This is a genomic window from Marinobacter alexandrii (genome assembly GCF_005871205.1).
GTDB lineage: Bacteria > Pseudomonadota > Gammaproteobacteria > Pseudomonadales > Oleiphilaceae > Marinobacter > Marinobacter alexandrii.
Map to the genome: position 1 here is coordinate 199206 of NZ_SWKM01000012.1, position 22373 is coordinate 221578.

The window sequence follows — 22373 nt, forward strand, 5'->3', positions numbered from 1 at the left end:
TATTCACATCTGTATTTATAGCAATGGTTAGCATACTATTGTTACCTTTCCGATAAGGTCAGTTTTAAGATCAATTCGAGGTCGGCGTGTCAGTCCCGTTGGATGGCACTCCGCTGACCCGCCTATTTGAACGGAGTTTGAGGCATGAGAGATCAGTTCCCCTTTGCCGTGGCCCGGGTTACCCGTCGCTGGAGAAAAATGCTCGATGAGCGCTTGAAGGATCTGGGCGTGACTCAGGCTCGCTGGAGCACCATGGTATATCTGGACAAAGGCGGCGAAGGCCTGACCCAACGGGAACTGGCCGGCCTGATGGCAATTGAGAATCCGACTCTGGTTCGGCTGCTGGACAGCCTGGAAGAGCAGGGTCTGATCGAGCGCCGGCCTTGTCCCAATGACCGTCGCGCGCGCCGGTTACACCTGACCCCGGCTGGCCGGGCGTTCATGGACGATCTGACTGTGCGGGCTGAGAAACTTCGGGAGCAGATGCTGGAAGGTATCAGCGACGACGACATCGAAACCACGGTCCGGGTATTCAACAAGATCCTGGAAAACGCTGAAAAGCAGAAGTAAGCCTTGAGCGACAACACGGTCGAGGGTCTCCGGACCCGATACGGTGAACGCTGGCGCTGGCTGGCGGTGGCAACGGTAATGCTCGGCACCATGGCGACAGTGCTCAGTGCCACGGTGGTCAACGTAGCACTGCACGACATCATGCTCGAGTTCGGCATTCGCCAGGGTCGGGTGCACTGGCTGGCGACCGGGTTTATTGCCGCCATGACCACCACCATGCTGGCATCGTCCTGGTTGCTGGACCATTTTGGCGTCCGCAAGACCCTGGCCGGCGCCATGTTCATATTCACCGTGATTTCCATCGCCGGCGGGTTTGCCGCCACCCCGGAACAGCTCATTGCCGCCCGTATTGGCCAAGGCGCCATGGCCGGTCTTATGCAACCCATGGGCATGTACCTGGTGTTCCGCATCTTCCCTAGGGAAAAGCGCGGGCAAGCCATGGGCATCTATGGCATGGGCGTGATTCTGGCACCCGCCCTGGGGCCGGTGCTGGGCGGCTTTTTGGTCGATCAACTGAGCTGGCGTTACGTCATGTTTGCGCCGGCGCCGGTGACCATCATCGGCGTGGCCATGGCCTGGCGGTTCCTGCCCTTGCCGCCCTCCCGTCCGCAACCCTATCGCTTTGACCTGCTGGGACTGATCCTGCTGGGTGCTACCCTGGCGCTGTCGCTGGACACCCTGAACCGGTTGCAGAATCTGGCCGGCCAGGAAACCCGCGTGGCCATCGGCGGCGTGCTGTCGGCCCTGGCCCTGGTGTTGTTCCTGGTGCGGGAGCGCCGAGCCCGTCATCCCCTGGTCAATATCGCGCTGTTGCGCAAGCCGGTGTTCCTGTACGCCAATCTTGGCGCCCTGGCATTGGGCCTGGCGTTGTTCGGGTCAACCTACCTGATACCACTCTTCGTCCAGACTGCGCTAGATTACACCGCCACCGACGCCGGCTTGCTGATGTTGCCGGCCGGTGTGGTTCTGGGTATGACCTTTCCCTTGGCCGGGCGCCTGGCCGACCGGCAGAGTGCACGCAAGCTGGTGGTGTTCGGCATCGCGCTGTTTGCAGCCTCGGCGGTGCTGTTTGCGGTATCGGACCTGGCGCTGGCGTTCGGCTGGCTGGCCCTCTGGACTGTGGTCGGCCGCATTGGTATTGGTTTCATGCTGCCGGCGTTGTCCATCGGTGCTTTGAACCCACTGGCTCCGGAGGAACTGGGCGCCGGTTCCAGCACCATTAATTTCGCCCGGCAGTTGGGGGGTGCCTTTGGCGTTAACATGGTGGCATTAACTATTGAGTTCGGTGAGCACCACAATGGCATGCCCACCATCGAGGCGTTCCACACCGCCTGGTGGCTGGTGGCCGTATTCGTTGCGCTGGCGGCAATCCCGGTCTGGAAAATGCGGACCTAGTGTTTGGTCCGCGCTCATCATTGGTTTTGGAGTTGTAGATGGAAGCTTTTCTGGCCTCAACGGCCGCCGTTGCCATTGCGGAAATTGGTGACAAGACCCAGCTGTTGTCCCTGTTTCTCGTCGTCCGCTACGGCCAGCGCCTGCCGATCATTCTCGGCATCCTGATCTCAACGCTGCTGAATCATGCCCTGTCGGCCTGGTTTGGCGCCTGGATTGCCGGGTTTATTCCTGAGGCCTGGCTGCCGTGGATTCTGGCGTTGAGTTTCGTGGCCATTGCGGCCTGGCTGCTGATCCCGGACAAGGACGACTCCGAGGATTCCCGCTTTCTGGGCATGGGCGCCTTCATGGCCACCACGGTGATGTTCTTCCTCGCGGAAATTGGTGACAAGACCCAGGTGGCCACCGTGGTGCTGGCAGCACGTTTTACTGAGACGGTATGGGTAGTTCTCGGTACTACGGTGGGGATGTTGATTGCCAACATACCGGTTATCATGGCAGGGCGTTGGCTGATGGATCGACTGCCCCTGGCCACCGCAAGAATCAGTGCCAGCATCCTGTTTCTGGTGCTGGCGATTGTGACCATTGCCGCCACATTCGTGAACTCCTGATGCTGGCGGCTGTCACGGTACCCGTGTCGACAAGACGGTTGGAAAGAATCTCTATGTGGTTCAGATGTGTAAGTTTTGCCCTGATGGCCCTGGTTCTGGCGGTGACTCCGTTGCAGGCCGCCGAGGATAACAAGCCTGGCCCCGACGCTGAGGCAAAGGGCGAGGAAGCGGCGCAGGACCGTTCGCCGCGCGTACCGACGTTTGAGTTGGATGGCGACCTGGCGGGCCGGATCGAAGTGTTCACCACCCGTTACGAGGACACCTTTGCCGGTATCGGTAACCGGATTGCCCTGGGCTATCTGGAACTGGTGAAGGCCAATCCGGGGGTTGACCCCTGGCTACCCGGTGAAGGCACCACCATTACCCTGCCCCGTCGTTACGTCATGCCGGATGCCCGGCGCGAAGGTATCGTGATCAATCTGGCGGAGTACCGCCTATACTATTTCACCGAAAATGGTGTGCAGGTGTATCCGGTGGGTGTTGGCTCTGAAGAGAATCCGTCGCCACTGACCGATGCTAAGGTGACCATGCCCCTGGAATCACCAGCCTGGTATCCGCCAGCCAGCATTCGCGCCGAGTACGAGCGTGATGGCGACTATCTGCCACGAATGATCCCGCCCGGGCCCTCCAACCCCCTGGGCAGCCATGCCCTGTTGCTGAGCGAGAAGGGCTATCTTATTCACGGCACCAACAAAAAGTTTGGCGTGGGGATGGCGGTCAGCCACGGTTGTTTCCGCATGTACAACGAGGACATCTCGCGCTTTGTCTATCAGGTCGATAAGGGTACGTCGGTGCAAGTGGTCCGGGACCCGGTAAAGATCGGCCTGTCCGGTGGCGAAGTCTGGCTGGAGGTGCACCGTCCGGATGAGGAATACCCGCGTTCGGATCGCGACGAACTCTGGCGCCAGGCGTTGGCCGAGGTTGAGGTCTTTCGAAAGCAGCACCCCGGAGTGGAAATTCAGCGCCGGGCGATCGAAATTGCCGTTGATCAGGCTGACGGCATTCCCACCATGATCGGTGAGCGGGTCGCCCGCGTGGCGGCCGACGATAGCTCCGAGGATGAAACTGCGAATACCGACCAAGAGTCGAAATCCACGCTCTATTTTTGAGCCTTCCACACGGCTCTGCTCAATAACAATGACAACAATAAGGAGAGCCCATGGCTCGTACCATCCTGATTACCGGTGCCAGCTCCGGTCTCGGCGAGGGCATGGCCCGGGAATTTGCCGCCCGGGGTGACCGCCTGGCCCTTTGCGCCCGCCGAACAGAGCGCCTGGCTCATCTGAAAGCTGAACTTGAACGGGATTACCCTGGGGTCATCGTTAGTGTGCGGGCCCTGGACGTCGACAATCACGACCAGGTCTTTGAGGTGTTCCGTGCCTTCCAGACTGAATATGGCACTCTGGACCGGGTCATCGTTAACGCGGGTATCGGTAGCGGTCAGGCTCTCGGAACCGGTAATTTCGAGGCCAACCGGCAGACCGCTGAAACCAACTTTGTCTCTGCCCTGGCCCAGATGGAAGCGGCGATGGAGATCTTCCGCCAGCAGGGGCAGGGTCACCTAGTTACCGTGTCTTCGGTATCGGCGGTACGGGGCATGCCCGGCAGCATTAACACCTACGCCGCCACCAAGGTCGGCCTTGCGGCACTTTCGGAGGGACTGCGTGTCGAACTTGCAAAGGCGAAATCTCCGATTCGTGTGACTACACTGTATCCAGGCTACATAAAAACGGCGATTAACGAACAAGTAAAGAATGCGCCGTTCCGAGTGGATGCCAAAACCGGCTGCAAGGCCATGGTTAAAGCCATTGAATCCGGCCGGGCGGAGTGTTTCGTGCCGGGCTGGCCGTGGACGGCAGTCGGATTTCTGCTACGCCGCTTACCCGTGTCGGTGCTAGCCAGGATGTTCTGAGTCTCAATCAGCGCCGGGGAGGTGGTATGCAGGATTTCCAACCCTTGTCTTCAACCCGTGCCAAGCGACTAAAAATCTGGGGCGCGACTCTGGTCGCCGGTCTGGTGCTCGCGCTAGGATCCCTGCTGCATCAGGTTCACGCCGAGCAGGAAGCCTCCGGCACCGCCCTGGTGCTGACCATCGACGGCGCCATTGGTCCGGCCACCATGGACTACATCACCCGCGGCATCCGGCGCGCAGAAGCCGACGGCACCGTTCTGGTCGTCCTTGAAATGGACACTCCCGGGGGCCTGATGGATTCCATGCGCGATATCATCAAAGCCATTCTCGCTTCCGACGTGCCAGTGGCAACCTATGTCTCCCCTCAGGGCGCCCGGGCCGCAAGCGCGGGCACCTATATCCTGTACGCCAGTCACATTGCCGCCATGGCCCCGGCCACTAACCTCGGTTCGGCGACACCGGTGCAGATGGGTGGCCTGCCGGGCAGTCCCGAGCAGGAACCGGAGCCGGCTAATGGTGAGCAGGACGACGACGGCAAGCGCCGTGGTAATACCCCCATGGAGCGCAAGGTGCTCGAGGATGCGGTCAGCTACATTCGCGGGCTGGCCGAGCGCCATGGCCGCAACGCCGACTGGGCCGAGGAAGCCGTGCGTGAAGCGGTAAACCTCAGTGCCAATGCCGCTCTCGAGCAAAACGTGATTGATGTAGTCGCCCCCAGTCTGGGCGACCTGCTGCGACAAATCGATGGCCGTACGGTGCGCATGGCCCGCGGTGACCTGGTGCTGGAGACAGGGTCTCTGGCTCTGGTGCGCTCACAACCAGACTGGCGTACCCGGCTCCTGTCTGTCATCACCGACCCCAATGTGGCCTACTTCCTGATGATCATCGGCTTCTACGGCATCATCTTCGAGCTGGCCAATCCGGGCGCAGTGGTGCCTGGTGTAATCGGTGCCATCAGCTTGATTCTGGCGCTTTTCGCCTTCCAGGTGCTGTCGGTGAACTACGCTGGCCTGGCGCTGATTCTGCTTGGTTTGGCCTTTATTGTCGGCGAGGCTTTTGTGCCCAGTTTCGGAATCCTGGGCGTGGGCGGCATCGTCGCCTTTGTCACCGGCTCGGTAATCCTGATGGATGGCTCGCACCGGGACATCTCGCTGCCCACCATTGGCGGCACCGCGGTGGTCGCCGCTGGCTTCATCCTGTGGACGGTGACCAAATTTATCGGCCTGCGGCGCAAGGGACCGGTTAGCGGCAGCGAGCTGATGAGCCACGAGCAGGGCCTGGCACTGGACGATTTCGCCCACGACCACGACCGATTCAGCGGACATGTGCGCCTGAATGGCGAGCGCTGGAAGGCGGTCAGTTCCGGCCCGGTCAGCGAGGGCGACTCGGTTCGGGTCAAGGCAATGGAAGGATTGACAGTAACTGTCGAGGTCATGGACGAGAACGGCTGACCCGGCACAAATAAGCTCACGGCATACTCAAGGAGGCCGTATGATTGGTGAACTGATTCCCTACCTAGCACCGACTCTTGTGCTGTTGTTGATCCTCGGCTCGGCGATCAAGATCCTGCCGGAATACGAGCGCGGCGTGGTGTTTTTTCTGGGACGTTTTCAGGGGGTCAAAGGGCCTGGTCTGATCATTGTGATCCCGGGTATCCAACAACTGGTCCGGGTTGATCTCCGGGTCATTGTCCTGGACGTACCCAGCCAGGACGTGATTTCCCGGGACAATGTCACGGTCCGGGTCAACGCCGTACTCTATTTCCGGGTGGTCGATCCCGAGCGTGCGATCATCCGGGTTGAGGATTTCAATTCCGCCACCAGCCAATTGGCCCAGACCACCCTGCGTTCGGTGTTGGGCAAGCACGATCTCGATGAAATGCTGTCGGAACGGGACAAACTGAACTCCGACATCCAGGAAATTATCGATGCCCAGACCGAGGAGTGGGGCATCAAGGTTGCCAATGTAGAGATCAAGCACGTGGATCTGAACGAATCCATGATTCGGGCCATTGCCCGTCAGGCGGAGGCCGAGCGCGAACGTAGGGCCAAGGTTATTCACGCGGAAGGGGAATTGCAGGCGTCGAAGAAACTGGTAGAGGCGGCCAACGTGATGTCGGCGAACTCGGGTTCGATGCAGCTCAGGTATATGCAGACATTGGCCGATATGAGCAACACCAATACCTCGACCATCGTCTTCCCGCTGCCGATGGAACTGATGACGACGTTTCTGAAGGAGAACGCGCCAGCATCACCTCAAAAACCTGAACCAGAGGTATAAAAAAAGGCCGGGTTTCCCGGCCTTTTCAGCATCAGCGTAAGCTGTGCTTCACTTCATGCTAGAACGCTCGAGCATACGCTTGGCGCGCTCGTTCGCTTCGTTAGCAGACTTCTGTGCTGCCTTGGCAGCGGCCAGAGCTTCTTCGGCGGTCTGCTGGGCAGTACGTGCAGAGCTGGCCGCGCTGTTAGCGGTGTTCAGTGCATTCTCTGCAGTTTGCTCTGCTGAATTCGCAGTTGCATTGGCTTCGTCGATACCTGCCTGGTTAGAGGCACAGCCGGCCGTCAGTACAGTAGCCATTGCAAACCCGGCGATCGTCAGTTTACGCATTGTAAATCCCCTTATTGGTCGAGTTATTTCCTAATATCCGGAAGTCAGTTCAGTACATGAACGACTTCCTGTCAAACCGGCCCGATAGGCGTTGACTACCGGAGTCGTGAAACAGTGTAAAACACTCTGAGACAAAATGTTAACTGGGGATACGTATATTTTCGCGGCTTATGACAACAACTTAATGCAGTCGTCAGCAAAAAGTCAGGGAAGGATGCGAATCGGGGTGCCGTTGGTGACCAATTGCCAGATTTCGTCCATTTCCTCATTGGTCACCGCAATGCAGCCGTCAGTCCAGTCCAAGCCGCGGTAGGCGAACGCCATGTCGTCTGCGTCGTTGGGCAGGCCATGAATCATGATGCTGCCGCCGGGGTTAAGGCCCCAGGAGCGGGCCAGTTCACGGTCTTGCTGACTGGGATAGGAAATGTGAATGGACTTGTAGAAGTCACTGCTGGCATTGCGCCAGTCCAACGTGTAATCGCCTTCGGGGGTGCGCTCGTCGCCTTCGTAGAGCTTGTGGCCTTCCGGGTTGTCACCCAGGGAGATGCGATAGCTCTTCACCACCTGGTCATCGTCCATCAGATACAACCGGCGCTCGCTCTTGCGCACCAGGACCTTGTTGATGTCTACCGAGTCGTGGTCAAACACCTCTGCGCCGGGCATGGTCAGGTCAGCCCGCGCCAGCAGCTCACTGGCAGCACCGTTAAGGGGGGCGAGTGCGGTGATTGCAAATAGACAGACGGTAATCAGAAAACGGGTCAACATGGCCTTAACTTACCAATGGTTAATGTTCGCGCAGCCACTTTTATAACATAGCTCGACGATGGAATGTTGAGGGCTTTTGTTAACTTTTTCAGTTATCTCTTTTCTGGGTCAAGTATTTTGTGAACCCTCCATCTTCAGACCGACCTTGGTCACCTGGTCGGAATCGGTAGCTCGGGCGACCAGCACCACCGGCCCCAGCATCACCGTGTCACCGACAACCGGGTGGCCCTTGGTGCGCCTGGCAAAGCACTCTGCCAGGGACAATTCCGGTGGCAGATCGTCGAACTCGATACCGTACACCTGTTCAACATCTCCCAGCAGCGCATCGCCATTGAGCACGAAGTCCCCGAAGAAGGCCCGTTCGGCCAGGTATCGGGGCGCGTGGCGGCCACTCAGGACCTTGCTCAGCTCCGGCAGTACGCCTGGCGTGGCGAACATAGCCACCATGTCGCCGCTGGAAACTTCCAGGTCGCCCTTGGGCTGCAGGCACACCCGGTTTCGGAACACCCCGGCTACAGTAGTGTTTTCCGGAAATCGCAGCTGGCTCAGCGGGCGTGGGGTCTCCCAGGACTGGCCGCGCAGGGGGAACAGCATCAGTTCGTGATCGCCGGCGCCCGGGGCGTCCAGCGGCAGGCGCCGATACGGATCCTCGCCCGATGGGACCTCCAGCCGTAGCTTACGGGCCAGCGGTGCCATGGTAGTGCCCTGAACCACCAGAGACACCAGGACAACGAAGAAGGCGACGTGAAAGACCAATTGGGCTTCCGGCAGATTGGCGATGATGGGAAACAGCGCCAGCACAATGGGCACCGCACCGCGCAGGCCAACCCAGCTGATAAAGCCCAGTTCCCGGCGGTTAAAGGCGAATGGCCAGAGCGTTAGCAGCACCGTCAGCGGCCGAATCACAAAGATCAGCGCCAGCGCCAGGATCAGACCGCCACCCAACAGCGGCAGTAGGTCCGAAGGCGTGACCAGTAACCCCAGCATCAGGAACAGGCACAGCTGTGCCAGCCAGGCGAGGCCATCGTGAACCTGCAGGATCATGGGCATCATCCGCACGTGGCGGTTGCCGATAAACACTCCGGTCAGATAGATCGCCAGGAAACCGCTACCGCCCAAGGCGTTGGTGGCGGAGAACACCGAGATACCGCCGGCGGCAACCAGCAGCGGATACAGCGATGGCGTCAGCCGGATCCGGTTGGCCAGTTCCACCACCAGGTAGCCGCCCAGAATCCCGGCCACGCTGCCAATTCCGAATTGCTTGATCAGCATGATCAGCGCCGACCAGGTGGGACTGTCACCGCTGTTGCCGATCAGGGTGACCAGCATCAGGGTCAGGAAGATGGCCATGGGGTCGTTGCTGCCGGATTCGATTTCCAGGGTTGCGCTGACCCGTTCGTTCAGGTGCAGGCCCCGGCCCTGCAGCAGCGAGAATACGGCGGCGGCGTCGGTGGAGGAAATGATCGCTCCTACTAAAAGGGCGGTCAGCCATTCCAGGTCAAAGACCCAGCGCGCTACCACAGCGGCGCCGGCTGCGGTCATGAATACGCCCAAGGTGGCCAATACCAGTGCCGGGCGCAGACCAACCCGGAAGGTTTCGGCCCGGGTGCGCATACCACCATCGAGCAGGATCACCCCGAGCGCCAGATTGGCAATCAGGAAGGCCAGTTCGAAGTTGTCGAACTGGATACCGCCCGGACCGTCCTCGCCCATCATCATGCCAACCCCGAGGAATATCAGCAGCACTGGCATGCCCACCCGGCTGGATAACGGGCTGAGCACAATACTGATAACCAGCATCAGGGCGCCAATCAGGGTTAGGGTGGGATCCATTAATGCTCCAGCTAGACTGCTTGCTCATTGTCGCGCTGACTGCTTATATTGCTCACACAGTCACCGCAAAGGCGGGTGTAGTTCAATGGCAGAACGGCAGCTTCCCAAGCTGCATACGAGGGTTCGATTCCCTTCACCCGCTCCATTCCTTTCCCAGAGTGTACCCCGAAGCTGTCTAGTGTAATTTGAGACGAGGCTGCATCGCACGACTGATTTTGTCCATCAGCCAGATAATGCCGGTTCTAATCGGCCCATGCAGGGCAACCTGATGCATGCGATACAGGGATACATAGAATAGTCGGGCGACCTTACCCTCAATGTACATGCTGCGCCCGGCCAGGTTGCCCATCAGGTTGCCGACGGTGGTGTAGTGGCTGAAATTGATCAGCGAACCGTGATCGTTGTAAACGAACGGCACCGCGTCGCCACCGGTAATGCGGTTTCGCAAGGTCTTGAACAGCGCATCAGCTTGCTGGTGCGCGGCCTGGGCCCGGGGCGGCACCGGCCGGTCGGTATCCGGTTGCGGACACGCGGCACAGTCACCCAGGGCGAAGACACTGTCGTCGCGGGTGGTCTGGAGGGTCTGCTCGACCACCAGTTGGTTGCTCTTGTTGGCTTCCAGTCCGTCCAGATCGGCCAGAAACGCCGGTGCCTTGATGCCCGCCGCCCAGATGGTCATCTCCGAGGGCAGCTCGGTGCCGTCTTGCATAACGATGCTGGCATCCCGCACTTCACTGACCGGCTGGCCAGTAAGCACCTTGATGTGCTGATGCTCCAACTCGCGGTTTGCGGCAGCCGACAACCGGGCAGGCAATGCCGGCAGGATGCGGTCGGCGGCTTCGATCACGGTAATCGAGACGTCGGAGGCTTGCAGGTGGTTCATGCCGTAAACCGGCAATTCCCGGGACGCCAGGCGTAACTCGGCGGCCAGTTCGACGCCGGTGGCGCCGGCACCAATGATGCTGATATTCAGGGTGTGGTTTTCGCCTTGCAGCGCCTCGTGGTTCTTGCGCAGGAAAGCGTTGAGCATCAGGTTGTGGAACCGGCGGGCCTGACTGAGGCTGTCCAGGAACAGGCAGTGATCCTGCGCGCCCGGGGTACCAAAATCATTGGCGGTACTGCCAACGGCGATGACCAGAGTGTCGTAACGAATGCGTCGCTCCGGCACCACTTCGGCCCCGTCCTGATCGTGAAAGGCGGCAATGACCAGTTGTTTGGCCTCACGGTCCAGACCGCTCATGCGGCCGAGCTGGAACTCGTAATGGTGCTTGCGGGCATGGGCCCGGTAATTGATTTCGTTGGCGTTGGCATCCAGCGAGCCGGAGGCAACTTCGTGCAGCAGTGGTTTCCAGACGTGGGTCAGCCCGGCATCCACCAGGGTGACGCGAGCCTTACGTTTTTTGCCCAGCTTGTTGCCGAGCCGGGTTGCCAGTTCCAGTCCGCCGGCGCCCCCGCCGACCACCACGATGTGATGAAGGTTTTCCATAACAATCAGCCCCTGAAGTGAAGAAAGCCAAGCACTCTCCAGGCAAAATGCTTGGCTGTCGTCACTGGGACGGGGCAGTAAATGTAGGGTACTGATGCTGAAAGGAATAGAGTAACGCGGAGGGCACCCATGGCACAATTGGACGGAAGTGCTATGAGCGCCCGAAGGTGGAGGGTATCAGTGCCGGGTGCGGTAGCTTTCCAGAATACTGGCGACATCATCGCCCAGGTCCGACAGCTCATCCGGCGCAAGGTCGCGTTCGGCCATAGAACGGATCGCCACGATCTGGGCCTGCAGCAGACGCGCCAGTCGATGGCAGTCGGTGGATGCCAGCAATTCGCCACGGGCCTTGGCAGTTTCCAGAGCCGCACACAGGGTCTGCTGGATATTGGCCAGGATCCGGTTGGCCTGCTCAGCCAGCGCCGGGTGGGTGTTACTGGACTCCAGCAGGGTTTTTACAATCATGCAGGCCCGGGAGGGCTTGGCCAGGGTTTGATTGCCGGTCTGGGCGATACCGCGCAGGTAAGCCTCCAGACCATCGACGATGGACTCGGCCGGCTCCAGGTAGGTCTTCAGCTCCTGGCTGCCTTGTTCGGCGTACGCTGCCAGGGCTTCGGAAAATAAGCCATCCTTACTGCCAAACGTTGCGTAGATACTACCCGGGCGCATATCCAGGGCCTGCTCAATCTGCTTCATGGAGCTGCCGTGGTAACCACGCTCCCAAAATAGGGCAACGGCTTTTGCCAATGCGGTTTGTCGATCGTAGCGGGCGTGCCTGGCCATAACTTCGGTCCGTTCAGGTAATCCAGTGATGTTGAATGAATGCTCAAATTATAGCTTGAGCGATCACTCAATAACAGTTAGTGTGTCGGTGTTGTTGAGCAATCACTCAAATTAGGAGCCAGATATGACCGACTTTACTCTGCACGATCAAAATTCAGCACCGGAAAAATCCAAGCCGCTGCTGGAAAATTCTCAGAAGGCGTTCGGCATGATTCCGGGGCTGCACGCGGTGATGGCTGATGCGCCGACCGTTCTTGATGGCTACCAAAAGCTCCACGAACTGGTACTGAATACCAGCTTTGATAACGACGAGACCACCGTGGTGTGGCAAACCATCAACGTTGAGCATGCCTGCCATTACTGCGTCCCGGCGCACACCGGCATCGCCAAGAGCATGAAGGTGTCAGATGACATCATCAACGCCCTGCGTGACGAGACGCCGCTGCCCAGCGACAAGCTGGAAGCCCTGCGTACCTTCACGTTGGCCGTCGTCCGCAAGCGTGGCGAAGTGAACAGCGAAGACCTCAATGCCTTCTATGAAGCCGGTTATGAGCGCAGTCATGTGCTGGAAGTGATTCTGGTGCTGTCGCAAAAGGTGATGAGTAACTACATCAACCACATCGCCGAAACTCCGGTCGACGAGCCATTCCAGAAGTTCGCCTGGAAAAAAGCCAAGTAATTGTCTTGGTGATTACGTGGATGCGGGCCTGACCCGCATCCATCGATTTACCTCTGCTCGCTCTCTTTCCTACCTTGTATAACTGTTTGTGCCCTTCAGGCGATGTTTTCTCCGCTCTAATCTTCGTTGGCGTTGCCAAACTTCCTGATCATCACTCTGAGCGTCGTACTAACCCACGGTCTGCTACTGTTTTAAGAGCCGCCGAATGTTGGCGCTGTCGGAAATCAGTGAGGGCTTGATGAAAATTGCAGTCTATTGTGGCTCCCGTTCTGGCTCAGACCCGCGATTCGCACGCGCAGCCGAGGATCTGGGTGCCTATTTTGGTAACCACGGCATCGATGTGGTGTTCGGTGGTGGTCATGTCGGCCTGATGGGGATTGTCGCCGATGCGGTGCTGGCTAACGGGGGCAAGGTCTATGGCGTGATTCCCGAGCATCTGCGAAACCGGGAGCTGGCCCATGGGGGCCTGACCAAGCTGTTTGTGGTGGCGGACATGCACGAGCGCAAAGCCAAGATGGCGGAGCTGGCGGATGGGTTTGTTGCCTTGCCGGGGGGCATTGGCACCCTGGAAGAGATTTTTGAGGCCTGGACCTGGGCGCAACTGGGTTTTCACCACAAGCCCTGTGCCCTCTACAACGTCGATGGCTTCTATGATCCTTTGTTGGCCATGGTCCAGCGTATGGAGGCCGTCGGCTTTCTGAAGCAGGAATACATCAACATGTTGGTGCTGGCGGACACACCTGAACAGCTGGTGGACGGGTTCCGTCGATACCGCCCGCCTCATGAGAAATGGCGCTGATTCCTTATTTGGCTTCGTTACGGGCCTTCTCTAACTGTTCCAGTTTCTCGTGCAGCAGCGCTTCCAGTTTGATCAGTTTTTCCCGGTTTTTTTCATTGGGCCTGTTGGTGTAAAGGCCGACGTAGGTCTGGGTGACCTCATTCAGGATTGGGTGAAGCTTTTTGTACTCTTCGTCAGACATGGCCCACGTCCTCTCGTGGCGGAATCGTTATCAGTAACTATGGATCATCCTGGCCATTGATCAAGGCCGGAGCGTTCACAGGGGTGTCACTTTTGCCATCAGCTTCCGCCAGTCGATGGGCAGTTGCTGTTCCAGGGCGAGAAGGGAAGGATCCCGGCTGTGCAGGGCCTCGAAGGGTTGCTTGCTGGCGTAAATCACGGTGTTATTGGTTTTGCTCCGGAATATCAGAAGCTTGGCAAACTGTTGCCGGAGCTGGCGCAAATAAACGCTACCCGGATCCGGTGGCCGATGGTAGTTCAGGGTCAGCCAGCCATTTGGACTAAGTACCCGGCTGCACTGATCGATGAACAGTCGCTGGGCCTGGGCCGGGCTCATCCGGTCACCACTGTAGAGGTCCGCCAACACCAGGTCGGTGCTGGCATCGGGCAGTTTCGAGAGCGCGTCGCGGGCGTCGGCAATGGTCACGGTGAGCCGGTCACTTTCGGGCAGTCCGAAGTATTCCCGGGACACGGCCACCACCTCCGGGCGCAACTCCACCGCATGGATCTGGCAGTCCGGATACAGGTGATGGAAGGCATTCGCCATCACGCCACCGCCCAGACCCAGTATGGTGACATGGCGGGGCTGGGCAAAGGCCGCGGGCAACATCATGGCGCGGTTATACTCGTGCACCGGCAGGTGGGGGCGACGCCGGTCGATCTTGCTTTGCTCGAATGCCGAGTTGAAGGTCAGAACCCGGTGCTTGCGGTAATCAATCACCAGGATGCTGCCGAGGGCGTCCTTGGTGTGGTGAATAATCTCTCCCTGGTTGAACACAGGTGTCAGGCACTCAGCCTGGCGATGGCCGATTCCGCCCCGGCCGCGCGGGCGTGGTCGAGCGCGGTGGCACCCTTGGTGTCGGTCAATTCCGGTTTGGCGCCAGCGGCCAGCAATGGCTCAATCAGATGGACCGAGTTGTTGCCGGCAGCGACCATCAGGGGGGTCTGACCCTGGTTGTCTGCCAGGTTCGGGTTGGCGCCCTGCTCCAGTAGCACCTCGACGGTCTGGGTGTGGTCGTTGGCGGTGGCCAGCATCAGCAGACTCTCGCCCTCACTGGTGCGGATGTCCACCGGCACACCTGCGCCCAGCAGCGGCATCAGAAGTCCTGCGGCGCCATTTCGAGCCAGTTCGAAGATGCCCTGGGCAAAGGCAACGGCGTCTTCGTCTTTCTGGTTGTCCGGTGCTTGCGGCTGGCCGGGTTGCTGTTTGCTCATGGTGGCTCCCCTGGTGGGTCAATAAGATGTCAAAAAATCTGAGGTTTGAGAGTGGCTGAGACGACTCTCGTGCTTCGATTCTCTGGACAGACGTGCAGCAGCATTGCTACAACCGGTGTATCACACACGTATGATTGAACAGGCCGACCTCAGACACAATGTCTGTAAGGTGAGCCCACGATCAACAGGAGGCAACGTCGTGAAATTAGAGGTTCGAGGCATCGAAGAAGGTCAGCCAATCCCGGAGAAATTCGCGTTTGGTGTCTATAGCGACACCGATCATATGAGTTTTGGTCCCAATCGCAACCCGGAAATCCTCTGGGAGGGCGCGCCAGAGGCAACCAAGAGCTTCGTGGTCATGATGTTTGACCCCGACGTGCCGAGCGTGGCGGATGATGTGAACCAGGAAGGCAAGACCGTGGCGAAAGATCTGCCCCGGGTCGATTTCTTCCACTGGCTGCTGGTGGATGTGCCGGCCGGAACCAGCCGTATCCCCGAGGGAGAGGACAGCGACGGCGTGATTCCCAAGGGCAAGGAATCCGGGCCTAGACCCATCGGCATTCGCGGCGTGAATAGCTACACCCAGTTCCTGGCCGGTAATCCGGACATGGCGGGCACCTACGCTGGTTATGACGGCCCCTGTCCGCCCTGGAATGATGAGATCATCCATCACTACCACTTCGAGGTACACGCGCTGGATGTGCAAAGTCTCGGCCTTGCCGGCGAATTTGATGGCAATGACGTTCGCGAAGCCATGGCCGGACATGTCCTGGCCAGCGCCCGGGTAACCGGCACCTACACGCTCAACCCGGCACTTCGCTGAACGCGCGGTCATGGAACTGTCTTGAGGCTGTCACCCTGCCGTCATTCGTCCGTGTGAGGATTCTATTATCCGGGCGGATTGATGGCAGGAGACACCATGCGAGACTACCGCAGCGTTTTTATTTCCGATGTGCATTTAGGCACCGCAGATTGCCAGGCGGCTTATCTGCTGGATTTCCTGAACCAGGTGCGTTGCGAAACCCTGTACCTGGTCGGCGATATCGTTGACCTGATCGCCATGCAGAAGCGCGTGCATCTGCCGCCGGAGCATCAGGCTGTTGTGCAGCGGTTGATGGAAATCGCCGCCACCGGAACCCGGGTGGTGTATGTGCCTGGCAATCACGACGAATTCTTCCGCAAATTCTGTGGCCAGACCATCGCTGGCATAGAGCTCAAACACAAGGTGGTGCACACAACCGCCGATGGCCGCCGGTTTATGGTCTGCCATGGCGATCAGTTTGATCAGGTGGTGCGGTGCAGTCCTCTTATGTTGCTGGTGGGGGATCGTGCCCATGGGTTGCTGCTGCGACTGAATCGCTGGGTCAATGGATTGCGGCGGCTGCAGGGCAAACCCTACTGGTCGATGGCGGCCTGGGTTAAAACCCGCATCGGCAAGGCCCGGACCTTCATTCGTCGCTTCGAGCTGGCGGCGCTGACGGTGGCTGAAAAGGGCCATTACGACGGTTTTATTTGTGGTCATATCCATTCCGCTGGCTTTCTGCGCAGCGAAAACGGGTTGTACTGCAACGATGGTGATTGGGTGGAGCATTGTACGGCTCTGGTGGAGCATGGGAATGGTCGGTTGGAGTTACTGCATTGGTCTGAAGTCCCGGCCACATTGGCCTGGGAGCCAGAAACTCCACATCCTGAAATGTGCGGAGATGTCCGGCCAGCACTGGATCATGTGCCGGCCGGATTCGTGGAACAGGTCAATCGCCTCGTGAGTTAGCTTTCTTCCCCGACCGTAGGACTCTGGAGGCAGACTGGGTTGTTTTCGCACTTGATGTCTTCGTCGCTTACGCCCTCGGCGAAAGCCGTTGAGCCCAAGGCGAACGCCATTAAAAGCCCGGTTAGCGTCAAGATTTTCATCGTTCTTTCTCCCTTGTTGCCAACTGCCACTCACTTTTTGTCACCCTGAATCCCGGGTAGCAGCGAGTGACTTGTACGACATGGACACCTGAACGGGTGAAGGGTTACGACTCCCACTGCATTAATTGTGCGTCCCATTCAATCGGGCTTTCCATTTAATCAGTCTTCCTTGGGTGAGCAGGATGGGTAGAATACCCGGATGCGCCACACCCAATGGGCTTTTCGTTTTTTCTTTCTGATCTTTGTCGGGCTCCTGATGGCTGCCATCTGGCTGGTATTGCGCCAGTTGGGCATGCCGGCCAGCCTGGCACCGGATGCGTTGTCCCAGTGGCTCAGTCAGCAGAATGGGTTGGGGATGGTGTTGCTGATGCTGCTGATGATTCTGGCCGTGGTGATTGGCCCGATCCCAACCCTGCCCATCAGTGCCACCGCCGGCCTGGTTTACGGCACCGCCATCGGCACCGCGGTTGCAGTGGCTGGCGCCCTGGCCGGAGCCATCATTGCGTTTTATCTGGCGCGGATCCTTGGGCGTGAACTGGTGCAGCGTAAGCTGGATCAGAACCCGGTGTTTTCGACACGCGGTTCCCAGCGTTTTCTCTTTATTGCAGTGGCCTTAACTCGTCTGATACCGCTGTTTTCTTTTGCCCTGATCAGTTATGCCGCTGGCGTCACCGCCATCTCACTTTGGCGCTTCGCTCTAGCCACCACCCTCGGCATGTTGCCGATGACGTTCGTCTTCGCCGGGCTCGGCCACACCTTCCAGGTCCACCCGGCACTGACCGTCATCGCTGCCGCTGTCATTCTGGCGGTCATGAGCACCTTGCCCCTGTACCTCAGTCGTCGCCCCCATTCCCGGATAGCGCGCTGGTTGCAACTGGACGGTCGAGTCTGATTCAGTAGACCTTGAACCTTTGCCCCAGGCGGCAATCCAACTGGACAAACTGGCGTATTTACATCCAGAGTTCCAGCTCAATAGCATCCACAAACAGGTGATTTTATGGCGCGCTTCTTGGCAGTCATTCTTCTTCTGGCGGGGTCGCTGGCCCACGCCGCAACTCAGCCGCCAGCACTGGTAGACGCCAGCTGGCTGAATCAGAATCTTGGGCAGGACCAACTGGTGGTGCTGGATGTGCGTTCTGGCATCGACAATGGCGGTGATCGCAGCAGCTTTCATCAAGCCCGCATTCCCGGTTCCCGCTACAGCAGCTACACCGGCGATGGCTGGCGGGAGAGTCGCGACGGTGTGCAGGGAGTGCTACCCCCAACCGCCAGCCTGGAGCGACTGATTGGCAGCCTGGGTATTGGCAATGACAACACCGTGGTGATCGTGCCGGCCGGCACAGGGCCGACCGATTTCGGCAGTGCGGCGCGAGTTTACTGGACCTTCCGGGTGCTGGGTCATGACCAGGTCACTATTCTCAATGGCGGCTTCGCCGGCTGGCGGGCCGCTGGCTTCGAAGTAGCCAGCGGCGAGGCAGCGGACTTTGATCTGGCAAAGTTTGAGGGCGCGTTACAAGCGAACCTGATCGCGACCCTGGAGGAAGTCGAGGAGGCCCGGGAGTCCCAGGCTCAGTTAGTGGACGCGCGGCCGTCGGATTATTTCCGGGGTGAGACCAAGTCGCCGGCGGCCAAGTCTCCGGGCACCATTCCCGGTGCCAGGAACCTGCCTCACCATGAGTTTATTGGTCAGCAGGACGAGATCTGGTACCTGAATGCCGATCGAATCGCTGCCCAGGTGAACGCGGCGGAACTGGATCCGAACGCGCGCACCATCTCCTTCTGCAACACTGGCCACTGGGCCGCCACCGACTGGTTTGTGCTCAGCGAACTGGCGGGTTTCCAGGAAGTGGCGCTGTACGACGGCTCCATGTCGGAGTGGTCTCAGGACAGCAGCCGGCCGATTCAGGTGGCCCGAAAGGGGTTGGGTAAGATTCTGAACCTGTTCGACTGAGAGTCTGAATTATGACTGAATCCGCTGTTGCCCAGCCGCCCTTGTTTGGCGGCCGCTGGCAGATAGACCGTTTTGTCGTCAGTACCGCCTTGGCCGGCGTCGCCCTGCTGGGCGGGTTGATCTGGCTGGAAACTGCCCCGTTCATGGTGGCGCTGTTCGTGATTGGCACCGTGCTGGGCATCGCCCTGTATCACGGTGCCTTCGGTTTTACCGCCGGCTGGCGCAACCTGGTGGTGCACCGCAAGGGCGCTGGTATGCGGGCGCAGTTGCTGCTGTTTGGGCTGAGCTCCTTGATCATGGTGCCGCTGTTGCACAGTGGCCAGGAAGGGCTGATCGGTGCCGTGGCGCCCGTGGGCACCTCCCTGGTGGTTGGCTCGTTCCTGTTTGGCCTGGGCATGCAGCTGGGTGGCGGTTGTGGTTCCGGCACGCTGTTTACTGTGGGCGCCGGTAATATCCGCATGGTCATCACCCTGGTGTTCTTCATTATCGGCACGGTGGTGGGCTCCATCCACCTGCCCTGGTGGCTGGATCAGCCCGGTGTCGATCCCATATCTCTGGTCACGCCCCTTGGCGTCAGCGGTGCGATTCTGGCCCAGTGGCTGGGCCTGGGGCTGATTGCGTTCTGGGTGAATCGCACCGAGCGCAAGGCCCACGGCTCGGTGGAGCGCGCCGCGTTGCTTTGGCAGGCGCCGAGCCACGGGTTAGTTCGAACATTGCTGACCGGGCGCTGGCCGTTTACCTGGGCGATTCTCGTGCTGGCCCTGGGGAATGCCCTGACCCTGGCTATTGGTGGTTCGCCCTGGAGCATTACCTTCGCCTTTAACGTCTGGGGCGCGAAGGCATTGGAAGCCGTTGGTGTGAACATGGGCCAGTTTGAGTTCTGGCAGTGGGAGTACCCGGCCATGGCGCTCAAGGATTCGGTGCTGACCAACATCCCGTCGGTCATGAACTTCGGCGTGTTACTGGGCGCCATGCTGGCGGCCGGCCTGGCCAACCGCTTTAATGAAGCCAGCCGCAATCGCCCGGAGCCCCGGCAGTTTTATGCGGCCGTGATCGGTGGCTTGTTGCTGGGTTATGGCGCCCGCCTGGGCTTCGGCTGCAACATTGGCGCCTTGTTCTCGGGTATTGCGTCGGCCAGTGTGCACGCCTGGATCTGGTTTGCCTGTGCCTTTGTCGGCTCGCTCATTGGCATTCGCTTGCGGCCCTGGTTCCGCCTGCCAAACTGATAGGGAAAGATAGTCAATGGTGGAGCAAGCTTACAGTCGAACCCGAATTCTGGTGGTCCTGGCTATCCTGCTGGTGTTGATTCTGGCCGATCACCTGAAAAGCCCGACGTTCGCGTTTAATTCAGGCCAGGGCAATGTGGAAACCGCTCTGACCCAGCGTGACGAAACTGCGTGCGCGCCCTGCGGAGCGCCGTGTCCGTCTACCCGAGACTAAACCTGCCGGATGACCGGTCGGAGGTGTGACATGAGCAAGGTATGTGTGGTGATTGGCGTTGGCCCAGGCAATGGTGAAGCTCTGGTTCGCCGGTTCTGCCAGGAGGGCTATGACGTTGCCATGCTGGCCCGAAGCAAGGATTTTATCGAACGTCTGGCGGGTCAGTTACCCAGCGCCCATGCCTTTGTCCACGACGCCAGTGATCTGGCCGCGGCGCCCTCGGTGTTCGCGCGGATCGAACAGCAACTGGGAGCTGTCTCGGTGTTGCTGTACAACGCCGGCGGTGGTGTGTTCAAGAGTGCTGAGGACGCCAGCGTGGACGACTTTGAAGCCAGCTGGCGTATTAACGTCGGTGGCTTGGTCGCCGCCTTCCAGGCAGTGCTACCCCAACTGCGCCAGCAAGATACCGCGAGTATTGTGATCACCAGCGCGTCGGCGGCCTTGCGGGGGCGCGCCAATACCGCGCCGTTTGCCTCCGCCAAGGCGGCCCAGCGCAGCCTTGCGCAGTCCATGGCGCGACAGCTGGGCCCCGAGCGGATTCACGTGGCGAACGTGATTATCGATGGCGTGGTGGATTTACCGCGTACCCGTCAAGCCATGGGTGACAAGCCGGACGACTTCTTCGTCCAGCCTGCCGCCGTTGCCGATGCCGTGTGGATGCTGACCCAGCAGGCGCCGTCAGCCTGGACCTTCGAGCTGGATCTGCGACCGTTCGGAGAAACCTGGTAGGCGCTGACGCTAAGACGGGAGCCGGATTGGCCCCGGGCTCAAGCCTGATGCGACGCCAGGATTTTCTGCAGAAAGTCCCGGGTGCGGGGATCTTTCGGGTGATAGAAGATCTCGCTCGGAGGGCCCTGTTCCACAATCCGGCCGTCGTCGATGAAGATGACCCGGTCGGCGACGTCGCGAGCGAAGGACATCTCATGGGTGACCAGCATCATGGTCTGGCGTTCCGCCGCCAGCTGCTTCATCAACGCCAGTACTTCTTCGACCCACTCCGGGTCCAGGGATGAGGTGGGTTCGTCGAACAGGATCACTTCCGCGCCGGCGGCCATGGCCCGGCCAATCCCCACGCGCTGCTGCTGACCGCCGGACATGGACGCCGGATAGGCATCGGCTTTGTCTTCCAGACCAATGCGCCGCAGGATTTCGCGGGCCCGCTCGTAAGCTTTGGCTTTCGGCCAGCGGTCCACCACCAATAGCCGCTCGGCGATATTCTGCAGGGCGGTTTTATTGGCAAACAGGGCATAGTTCTGAAACACGAACGCGGTCTGCTGGCGCAGCGACAGGATGTCTTTCTTACTGGCCCGGTTTACATCCACGGTCAGATCGCCAACGGTGATCTCGCCGGCGGTGGGCTGTTCGAGGAAATTCACGCAGCGCAACAAGGTGGACTTACCGGTGCCTGAGGGCCCGATAATCACCACGATCTCGCCTTTCTCGATGGTCAGGTCGATGCCGTCGAGCACCACCGCATCGCCAAACTGCTTGCGCAGCCCCTTGAGTTCAATCATCGGCTATAGGCCTTGTTCAGACGGGTTTCCAGATTACCCTGCAGCCAGGACAGCATCTCCACCACGATCCAGTACATGATCGCTGCCACGATGAAGGCTTCGAAGTACAGGAAGCTGCCGGACGCCTCTTTCTGGGTGGCGCCCATCAGCTCTGTGACGCCCAGGGTGAAGGCCAGCGACGTCGCCTTGATCATGTCGATGAAATAGTTCATCAGGGTGGGCAGGGCGACCCGAGTGGCCTGCGGCAGAATGATCCGGCGCATCAGTTGGCTGTTGGTCATGCCGATGGACAGCGCGGCTTCGGTCTGACTGCGATCCACACCAACAATGGCGGCCCGGATGGACTCGGCCATGTAGGCCGAGAAATGCATGGTCAGACCCATGATGGTGGCGGTGATACCGTCGATGACGGTGAGCGCACTGAACAGCTGGGGCAACCCGTAGTAGAACAGGAACAGCTGGACCAGCAGCGGCGTGCCGCGGAAGAATGAAATGAACACGACAGTGAACTGGTTCAGCACCGGAATCCGCTGCACCCGAATGACCGCAAACAGGCATGCCAGGATCAGTGCCAGCACCATGCCCAGCGACGCCAGCTGCAGGGTCAGGGGCAGGTACCCAAGAAGCACGGGGACCAGCCCCAGCATGTAGTCGACGTCGAGCGCGCCCATAGTATGGTTCCTGTG

General features: G+C 59.5%; 27 protein-coding genes and 1 tRNA gene. 17 read left to right on the top strand and 11 right to left on the bottom strand.

Annotation, left to right across the window (positions count from 1 at the left end; translation table 11 throughout):
* Positions 1–144: 144 nt before the first annotated feature.
* From FCS96_RS07890 to FCS96_RS07920, 7 genes are read left to right on the top strand one after another with little or no spacing between them, the layout of a single operon-like run.
* Positions 145–570 carry a MarR family transcriptional regulator gene (locus tag FCS96_RS07890; RefSeq protein WP_138439817.1) on the top strand — a complete coding sequence of 142 codons (426 nt, stop codon included), beginning with the start codon at positions 145–147 and terminating at the stop codon, positions 568–570.
* Between the two features lie 3 nt (positions 571–573).
* Positions 574–1965 carry a DHA2 family efflux MFS transporter permease subunit gene (locus FCS96_RS07895; RefSeq protein WP_138439818.1) on the top strand — a complete coding sequence of 464 codons (1392 nt, stop codon included), beginning with the start codon at positions 574–576 and terminating at the stop codon, positions 1963–1965.
* Positions 1966–2003: 38 nt separating this feature from the next.
* Complete coding sequence (locus FCS96_RS07900) at positions 2004–2573, top strand: TMEM165/GDT1 family protein (RefSeq protein WP_138439819.1); 570 nt, start codon at positions 2004–2006, stop codon at positions 2571–2573.
* A 53-nt stretch (positions 2574–2626) separates the two neighbouring features.
* Positions 2627–3682, top strand: a complete 1056-nt coding sequence (locus tag FCS96_RS07905) for a L,D-transpeptidase family protein (RefSeq protein ID WP_138439820.1) — start codon at positions 2627–2629, stop codon at positions 3680–3682.
* Between the two features lie 50 nt (positions 3683–3732).
* Positions 3733–4485 carry an SDR family oxidoreductase gene (locus FCS96_RS07910; RefSeq protein WP_138439821.1) on the top strand — a complete coding sequence of 251 codons (753 nt, stop codon included), beginning with the start codon at positions 3733–3735 and terminating at the stop codon, positions 4483–4485.
* Between the two features lie 26 nt (positions 4486–4511).
* Complete coding sequence (locus FCS96_RS07915) at positions 4512–5936, top strand: NfeD family protein (RefSeq protein WP_138439822.1); 1425 nt, start codon at positions 4512–4514, stop codon at positions 5934–5936.
* A gap of 40 nt (positions 5937–5976) precedes the next feature.
* On the top strand, positions 5977–6765 hold the full coding sequence (locus FCS96_RS07920; RefSeq protein ID WP_138439823.1) for a slipin family protein: 789 nt from the start codon (positions 5977–5979) through the stop codon (positions 6763–6765).
* Positions 6766–6813: 48 nt separating this feature from the next.
* Here the strand turns inward: FCS96_RS07920 and FCS96_RS07925 are convergent, their stop codons facing one another.
* The 3 genes from FCS96_RS07925 to FCS96_RS07935 form a co-directional block, all read right to left on the bottom strand.
* Complete coding sequence (locus tag FCS96_RS07925) at positions 6814–7092, bottom strand: Lpp/OprI family alanine-zipper lipoprotein (RefSeq protein ID WP_138439824.1); 279 nt, start codon at positions 7090–7092, stop codon at positions 6814–6816.
* Positions 7093–7296: 204 nt separating this feature from the next.
* Positions 7297–7857, bottom strand: a complete 561-nt coding sequence (locus FCS96_RS07930; protein ID WP_138439825.1) for a L,D-transpeptidase family protein — start codon at positions 7855–7857, stop codon at positions 7297–7299.
* A 108-nt stretch (positions 7858–7965) separates the two neighbouring features.
* The gene (locus tag FCS96_RS07935) at positions 7966–9690 is read right to left on the bottom strand and encodes a potassium/proton antiporter (protein ID WP_138439826.1); all 1725 of its coding nucleotides are present in this window, start codon (positions 9688–9690) and stop codon (positions 7966–7968) included.
* A 71-nt stretch (positions 9691–9761) separates the two neighbouring features.
* Between FCS96_RS07935 and FCS96_RS07940 the strand changes: the two genes are divergently transcribed.
* Positions 9762–9835, top strand: a tRNA-Gly gene (locus tag FCS96_RS07940).
* A 30-nt stretch (positions 9836–9865) separates the two neighbouring features.
* Here FCS96_RS07940 and FCS96_RS07945 read toward each other — a convergent pair.
* On the bottom strand, positions 9866–11176 hold the full coding sequence (locus FCS96_RS07945; protein WP_138439827.1) for an NAD(P)/FAD-dependent oxidoreductase: 1311 nt from the start codon (positions 11174–11176) through the stop codon (positions 9866–9868).
* A 177-nt stretch (positions 11177–11353) separates the two neighbouring features.
* Positions 11354–11959, bottom strand: a complete 606-nt coding sequence (locus FCS96_RS07950; protein ID WP_138439828.1) for a TetR/AcrR family transcriptional regulator — start codon at positions 11957–11959, stop codon at positions 11354–11356.
* 124 nt (positions 11960–12083) lie between these two features.
* Here FCS96_RS07950 and FCS96_RS07955 point away from each other — a divergent pair, with 124 nt between their 5' ends.
* Both FCS96_RS07955 and FCS96_RS07960 read left to right on the top strand, forming a co-directional pair.
* A complete protein-coding gene (locus tag FCS96_RS07955) occupies positions 12084–12638 on the top strand; it encodes a carboxymuconolactone decarboxylase family protein (RefSeq protein ID WP_138439829.1) in 555 nt (184 codons plus the stop codon).
* Between the two features lie 238 nt (positions 12639–12876).
* Positions 12877–13437: an LOG family protein gene (locus FCS96_RS07960; RefSeq protein ID WP_138440391.1), complete on the top strand. Its 561-nt coding sequence runs from the start codon at positions 12877–12879 to the stop codon at positions 13435–13437.
* Between the two features lie 4 nt (positions 13438–13441).
* On the opposite strand, the gene FCS96_RS20045 is transcribed toward FCS96_RS07960, so the two are convergent.
* The 3 genes from FCS96_RS20045 to FCS96_RS07970 all read right to left on the bottom strand — a co-directional run bounded on the left by FCS96_RS20045 (position 13442) and on the right by FCS96_RS07970 (position 14871).
* Entirely contained in the window at positions 13442–13618 is a 177-nt protein-coding gene (locus FCS96_RS20045; RefSeq protein WP_171040700.1) for a hypothetical protein, read from the bottom strand.
* 75 nt (positions 13619–13693) lie between these two features.
* Positions 13694–14434 (bottom strand): spermidine synthase, encoded by a 741-nt coding sequence (locus FCS96_RS07965; protein ID WP_138439830.1) that lies wholly within the window; start codon positions 14432–14434, stop codon positions 13694–13696.
* A 5-nt stretch (positions 14435–14439) separates the two neighbouring features.
* Positions 14440–14871, bottom strand: coding sequence for an ankyrin repeat domain-containing protein (locus tag FCS96_RS07970; protein ID WP_138439831.1), 432 nt, complete (start codon positions 14869–14871; stop codon positions 14440–14442).
* Positions 14872–15070: 199 nt separating this feature from the next.
* Here FCS96_RS07970 and FCS96_RS07975 point away from each other — a divergent pair, with 199 nt between their 5' ends.
* Positions 15071–15694 (top strand): YbhB/YbcL family Raf kinase inhibitor-like protein, encoded by a 624-nt coding sequence (locus FCS96_RS07975; RefSeq protein ID WP_138439832.1) that lies wholly within the window; start codon positions 15071–15073, stop codon positions 15692–15694.
* Positions 15695–15790: 96 nt separating this feature from the next.
* On the top strand, positions 15791–16642 hold the full coding sequence (locus FCS96_RS07980; RefSeq protein WP_138439833.1) for a UDP-2,3-diacylglucosamine diphosphatase: 852 nt from the start codon (positions 15791–15793) through the stop codon (positions 16640–16642).
* On the opposite strand, the gene FCS96_RS20050 is transcribed toward FCS96_RS07980, so the two are convergent.
* On the bottom strand, positions 16639–16782 hold the full coding sequence (locus FCS96_RS20050) for a hypothetical protein (protein WP_171040702.1): 144 nt from the start codon (positions 16780–16782) through the stop codon (positions 16639–16641). The genes FCS96_RS07980 and FCS96_RS20050 overlap by 4 nt on opposite strands.
* A 199-nt stretch (positions 16783–16981) precedes the next feature.
* Here FCS96_RS20050 and FCS96_RS07985 point away from each other — a divergent pair, with 199 nt between their 5' ends.
* The 5 genes from FCS96_RS07985 (at position 16982) to FCS96_RS08005 (ending at position 20902) form a co-directional block, all read left to right on the top strand.
* Positions 16982–17674 carry a TVP38/TMEM64 family protein gene (locus tag FCS96_RS07985; protein WP_138439834.1) on the top strand — a complete coding sequence of 231 codons (693 nt, stop codon included), beginning with the start codon at positions 16982–16984 and terminating at the stop codon, positions 17672–17674.
* A gap of 105 nt (positions 17675–17779) precedes the next feature.
* Positions 17780–18733 (top strand): sulfurtransferase, encoded by a 954-nt coding sequence (locus tag FCS96_RS07990; RefSeq protein ID WP_138439835.1) that lies wholly within the window; start codon positions 17780–17782, stop codon positions 18731–18733.
* 11 nt (positions 18734–18744) lie between these two features.
* Positions 18745–19959, top strand: coding sequence for a YeeE/YedE family protein (locus FCS96_RS07995; protein ID WP_138439836.1), 1215 nt, complete (start codon positions 18745–18747; stop codon positions 19957–19959).
* A 16-nt stretch (positions 19960–19975) separates the two neighbouring features.
* Entirely contained in the window at positions 19976–20173 is a 198-nt protein-coding gene (locus tag FCS96_RS08000) for a hypothetical protein (protein WP_228264052.1), read from the top strand.
* Between the two features lie 30 nt (positions 20174–20203).
* Positions 20204–20902, top strand: a complete 699-nt coding sequence (locus FCS96_RS08005) for an SDR family NAD(P)-dependent oxidoreductase (protein ID WP_138439837.1) — start codon at positions 20204–20206, stop codon at positions 20900–20902.
* Between the two features lie 38 nt (positions 20903–20940).
* On the opposite strand, the gene FCS96_RS08010 is transcribed toward FCS96_RS08005, so the two are convergent.
* The gene (locus FCS96_RS08010) at positions 20941–21687 is read right to left on the bottom strand and encodes an amino acid ABC transporter ATP-binding protein (RefSeq protein WP_138439838.1); all 747 of its coding nucleotides are present in this window, start codon (positions 21685–21687) and stop codon (positions 20941–20943) included.
* Positions 21684–22358, bottom strand: coding sequence for an amino acid ABC transporter permease (locus FCS96_RS08015; protein WP_138439839.1), 675 nt, complete (start codon positions 22356–22358; stop codon positions 21684–21686). Before FCS96_RS08015 ends, FCS96_RS08010 begins: the two co-directional genes overlap by 4 nt.
* Between the last annotated feature and the right edge of the window lie 15 nt (positions 22359–22373).

What these genes read in the sequence shown, in the direction of transcription:
- FCS96_RS07890 (WP_138439817.1), top strand. Translation starts at nt 145, where the DNA reads ATGAGAGATCAGTTCCCCTTTGCCGTGGCCCGGGTTACCCGTCGCTGG.
- FCS96_RS07910 (WP_138439821.1), top strand. Translation starts at nt 3,733, where the DNA reads ATGGCTCGTACCATCCTGATTACCGGTGCCAGCTCCGGTCTCGGCGAG.
- FCS96_RS07900 (WP_138439819.1), top strand. Translation starts at nt 2,004, where the DNA reads ATGGAAGCTTTTCTGGCCTCAACGGCCGCCGTTGCCATTGCGGAAATT.
- FCS96_RS07980 (WP_138439833.1), top strand. Translation starts at nt 15,791, where the DNA reads ATGCGAGACTACCGCAGCGTTTTTATTTCCGATGTGCATTTAGGCACC.
- FCS96_RS07920 (WP_138439823.1), top strand. Translation starts at nt 5,977, where the DNA reads ATGATTGGTGAACTGATTCCCTACCTAGCACCGACTCTTGTGCTGTTG.
- FCS96_RS20050 (WP_171040702.1), bottom strand. Translation starts at nt 16,782, where the DNA reads ATGAAAATCTTGACGCTAACCGGGCTTTTAATGGCGTTCGCCTTGGGC.
- FCS96_RS08015 (WP_138439839.1), bottom strand. Translation starts at nt 22,358, where the DNA reads ATGGGCGCGCTCGACGTCGACTACATGCTGGGGCTGGTCCCCGTGCTT.
- FCS96_RS07930 (WP_138439825.1), bottom strand. Translation starts at nt 7,857, where the DNA reads ATGTTGACCCGTTTTCTGATTACCGTCTGTCTATTTGCAATCACCGCA.
- FCS96_RS07915 (WP_138439822.1), top strand. Translation starts at nt 4,512, where the DNA reads ATGCAGGATTTCCAACCCTTGTCTTCAACCCGTGCCAAGCGACTAAAA.
- FCS96_RS07995 (WP_138439836.1), top strand. Translation starts at nt 18,745, where the DNA reads ATGACTGAATCCGCTGTTGCCCAGCCGCCCTTGTTTGGCGGCCGCTGG.
- FCS96_RS07935 (WP_138439826.1), bottom strand. Translation starts at nt 9,690, where the DNA reads ATGGATCCCACCCTAACCCTGATTGGCGCCCTGATGCTGGTTATCAGT.
- FCS96_RS07925 (WP_138439824.1), bottom strand. Translation starts at nt 7,092, where the DNA reads ATGCGTAAACTGACGATCGCCGGGTTTGCAATGGCTACTGTACTGACG.
- FCS96_RS07985 (WP_138439834.1), top strand. Translation starts at nt 16,982, where the DNA reads ATGCGCCACACCCAATGGGCTTTTCGTTTTTTCTTTCTGATCTTTGTC.
- FCS96_RS07970 (WP_138439831.1), bottom strand. Translation starts at nt 14,871, where the DNA reads ATGAGCAAACAGCAACCCGGCCAGCCGCAAGCACCGGACAACCAGAAA.
- FCS96_RS07950 (WP_138439828.1), bottom strand. Translation starts at nt 11,959, where the DNA reads ATGGCCAGGCACGCCCGCTACGATCGACAAACCGCATTGGCAAAAGCC.
- FCS96_RS07955 (WP_138439829.1), top strand. Translation starts at nt 12,084, where the DNA reads ATGACCGACTTTACTCTGCACGATCAAAATTCAGCACCGGAAAAATCC.
- FCS96_RS20045 (WP_171040700.1), bottom strand. Translation starts at nt 13,618, where the DNA reads ATGTCTGACGAAGAGTACAAAAAGCTTCACCCAATCCTGAATGAGGTC.
- FCS96_RS07945 (WP_138439827.1), bottom strand. Translation starts at nt 11,176, where the DNA reads ATGGAAAACCTTCATCACATCGTGGTGGTCGGCGGGGGCGCCGGCGGA.
- FCS96_RS08000 (WP_228264052.1), top strand. Translation starts at nt 19,976, where the DNA reads ATGGTGGAGCAAGCTTACAGTCGAACCCGAATTCTGGTGGTCCTGGCT.
- FCS96_RS08010 (WP_138439838.1), bottom strand. Translation starts at nt 21,687, where the DNA reads ATGATTGAACTCAAGGGGCTGCGCAAGCAGTTTGGCGATGCGGTGGTG.
- FCS96_RS07960 (WP_138440391.1), top strand. Translation starts at nt 12,877, where the DNA reads ATGAAAATTGCAGTCTATTGTGGCTCCCGTTCTGGCTCAGACCCGCGA.
- FCS96_RS07905 (WP_138439820.1), top strand. Translation starts at nt 2,627, where the DNA reads ATGTGGTTCAGATGTGTAAGTTTTGCCCTGATGGCCCTGGTTCTGGCG.
- FCS96_RS07990 (WP_138439835.1), top strand. Translation starts at nt 17,780, where the DNA reads ATGGCGCGCTTCTTGGCAGTCATTCTTCTTCTGGCGGGGTCGCTGGCC.
- FCS96_RS08005 (WP_138439837.1), top strand. Translation starts at nt 20,204, where the DNA reads ATGAGCAAGGTATGTGTGGTGATTGGCGTTGGCCCAGGCAATGGTGAA.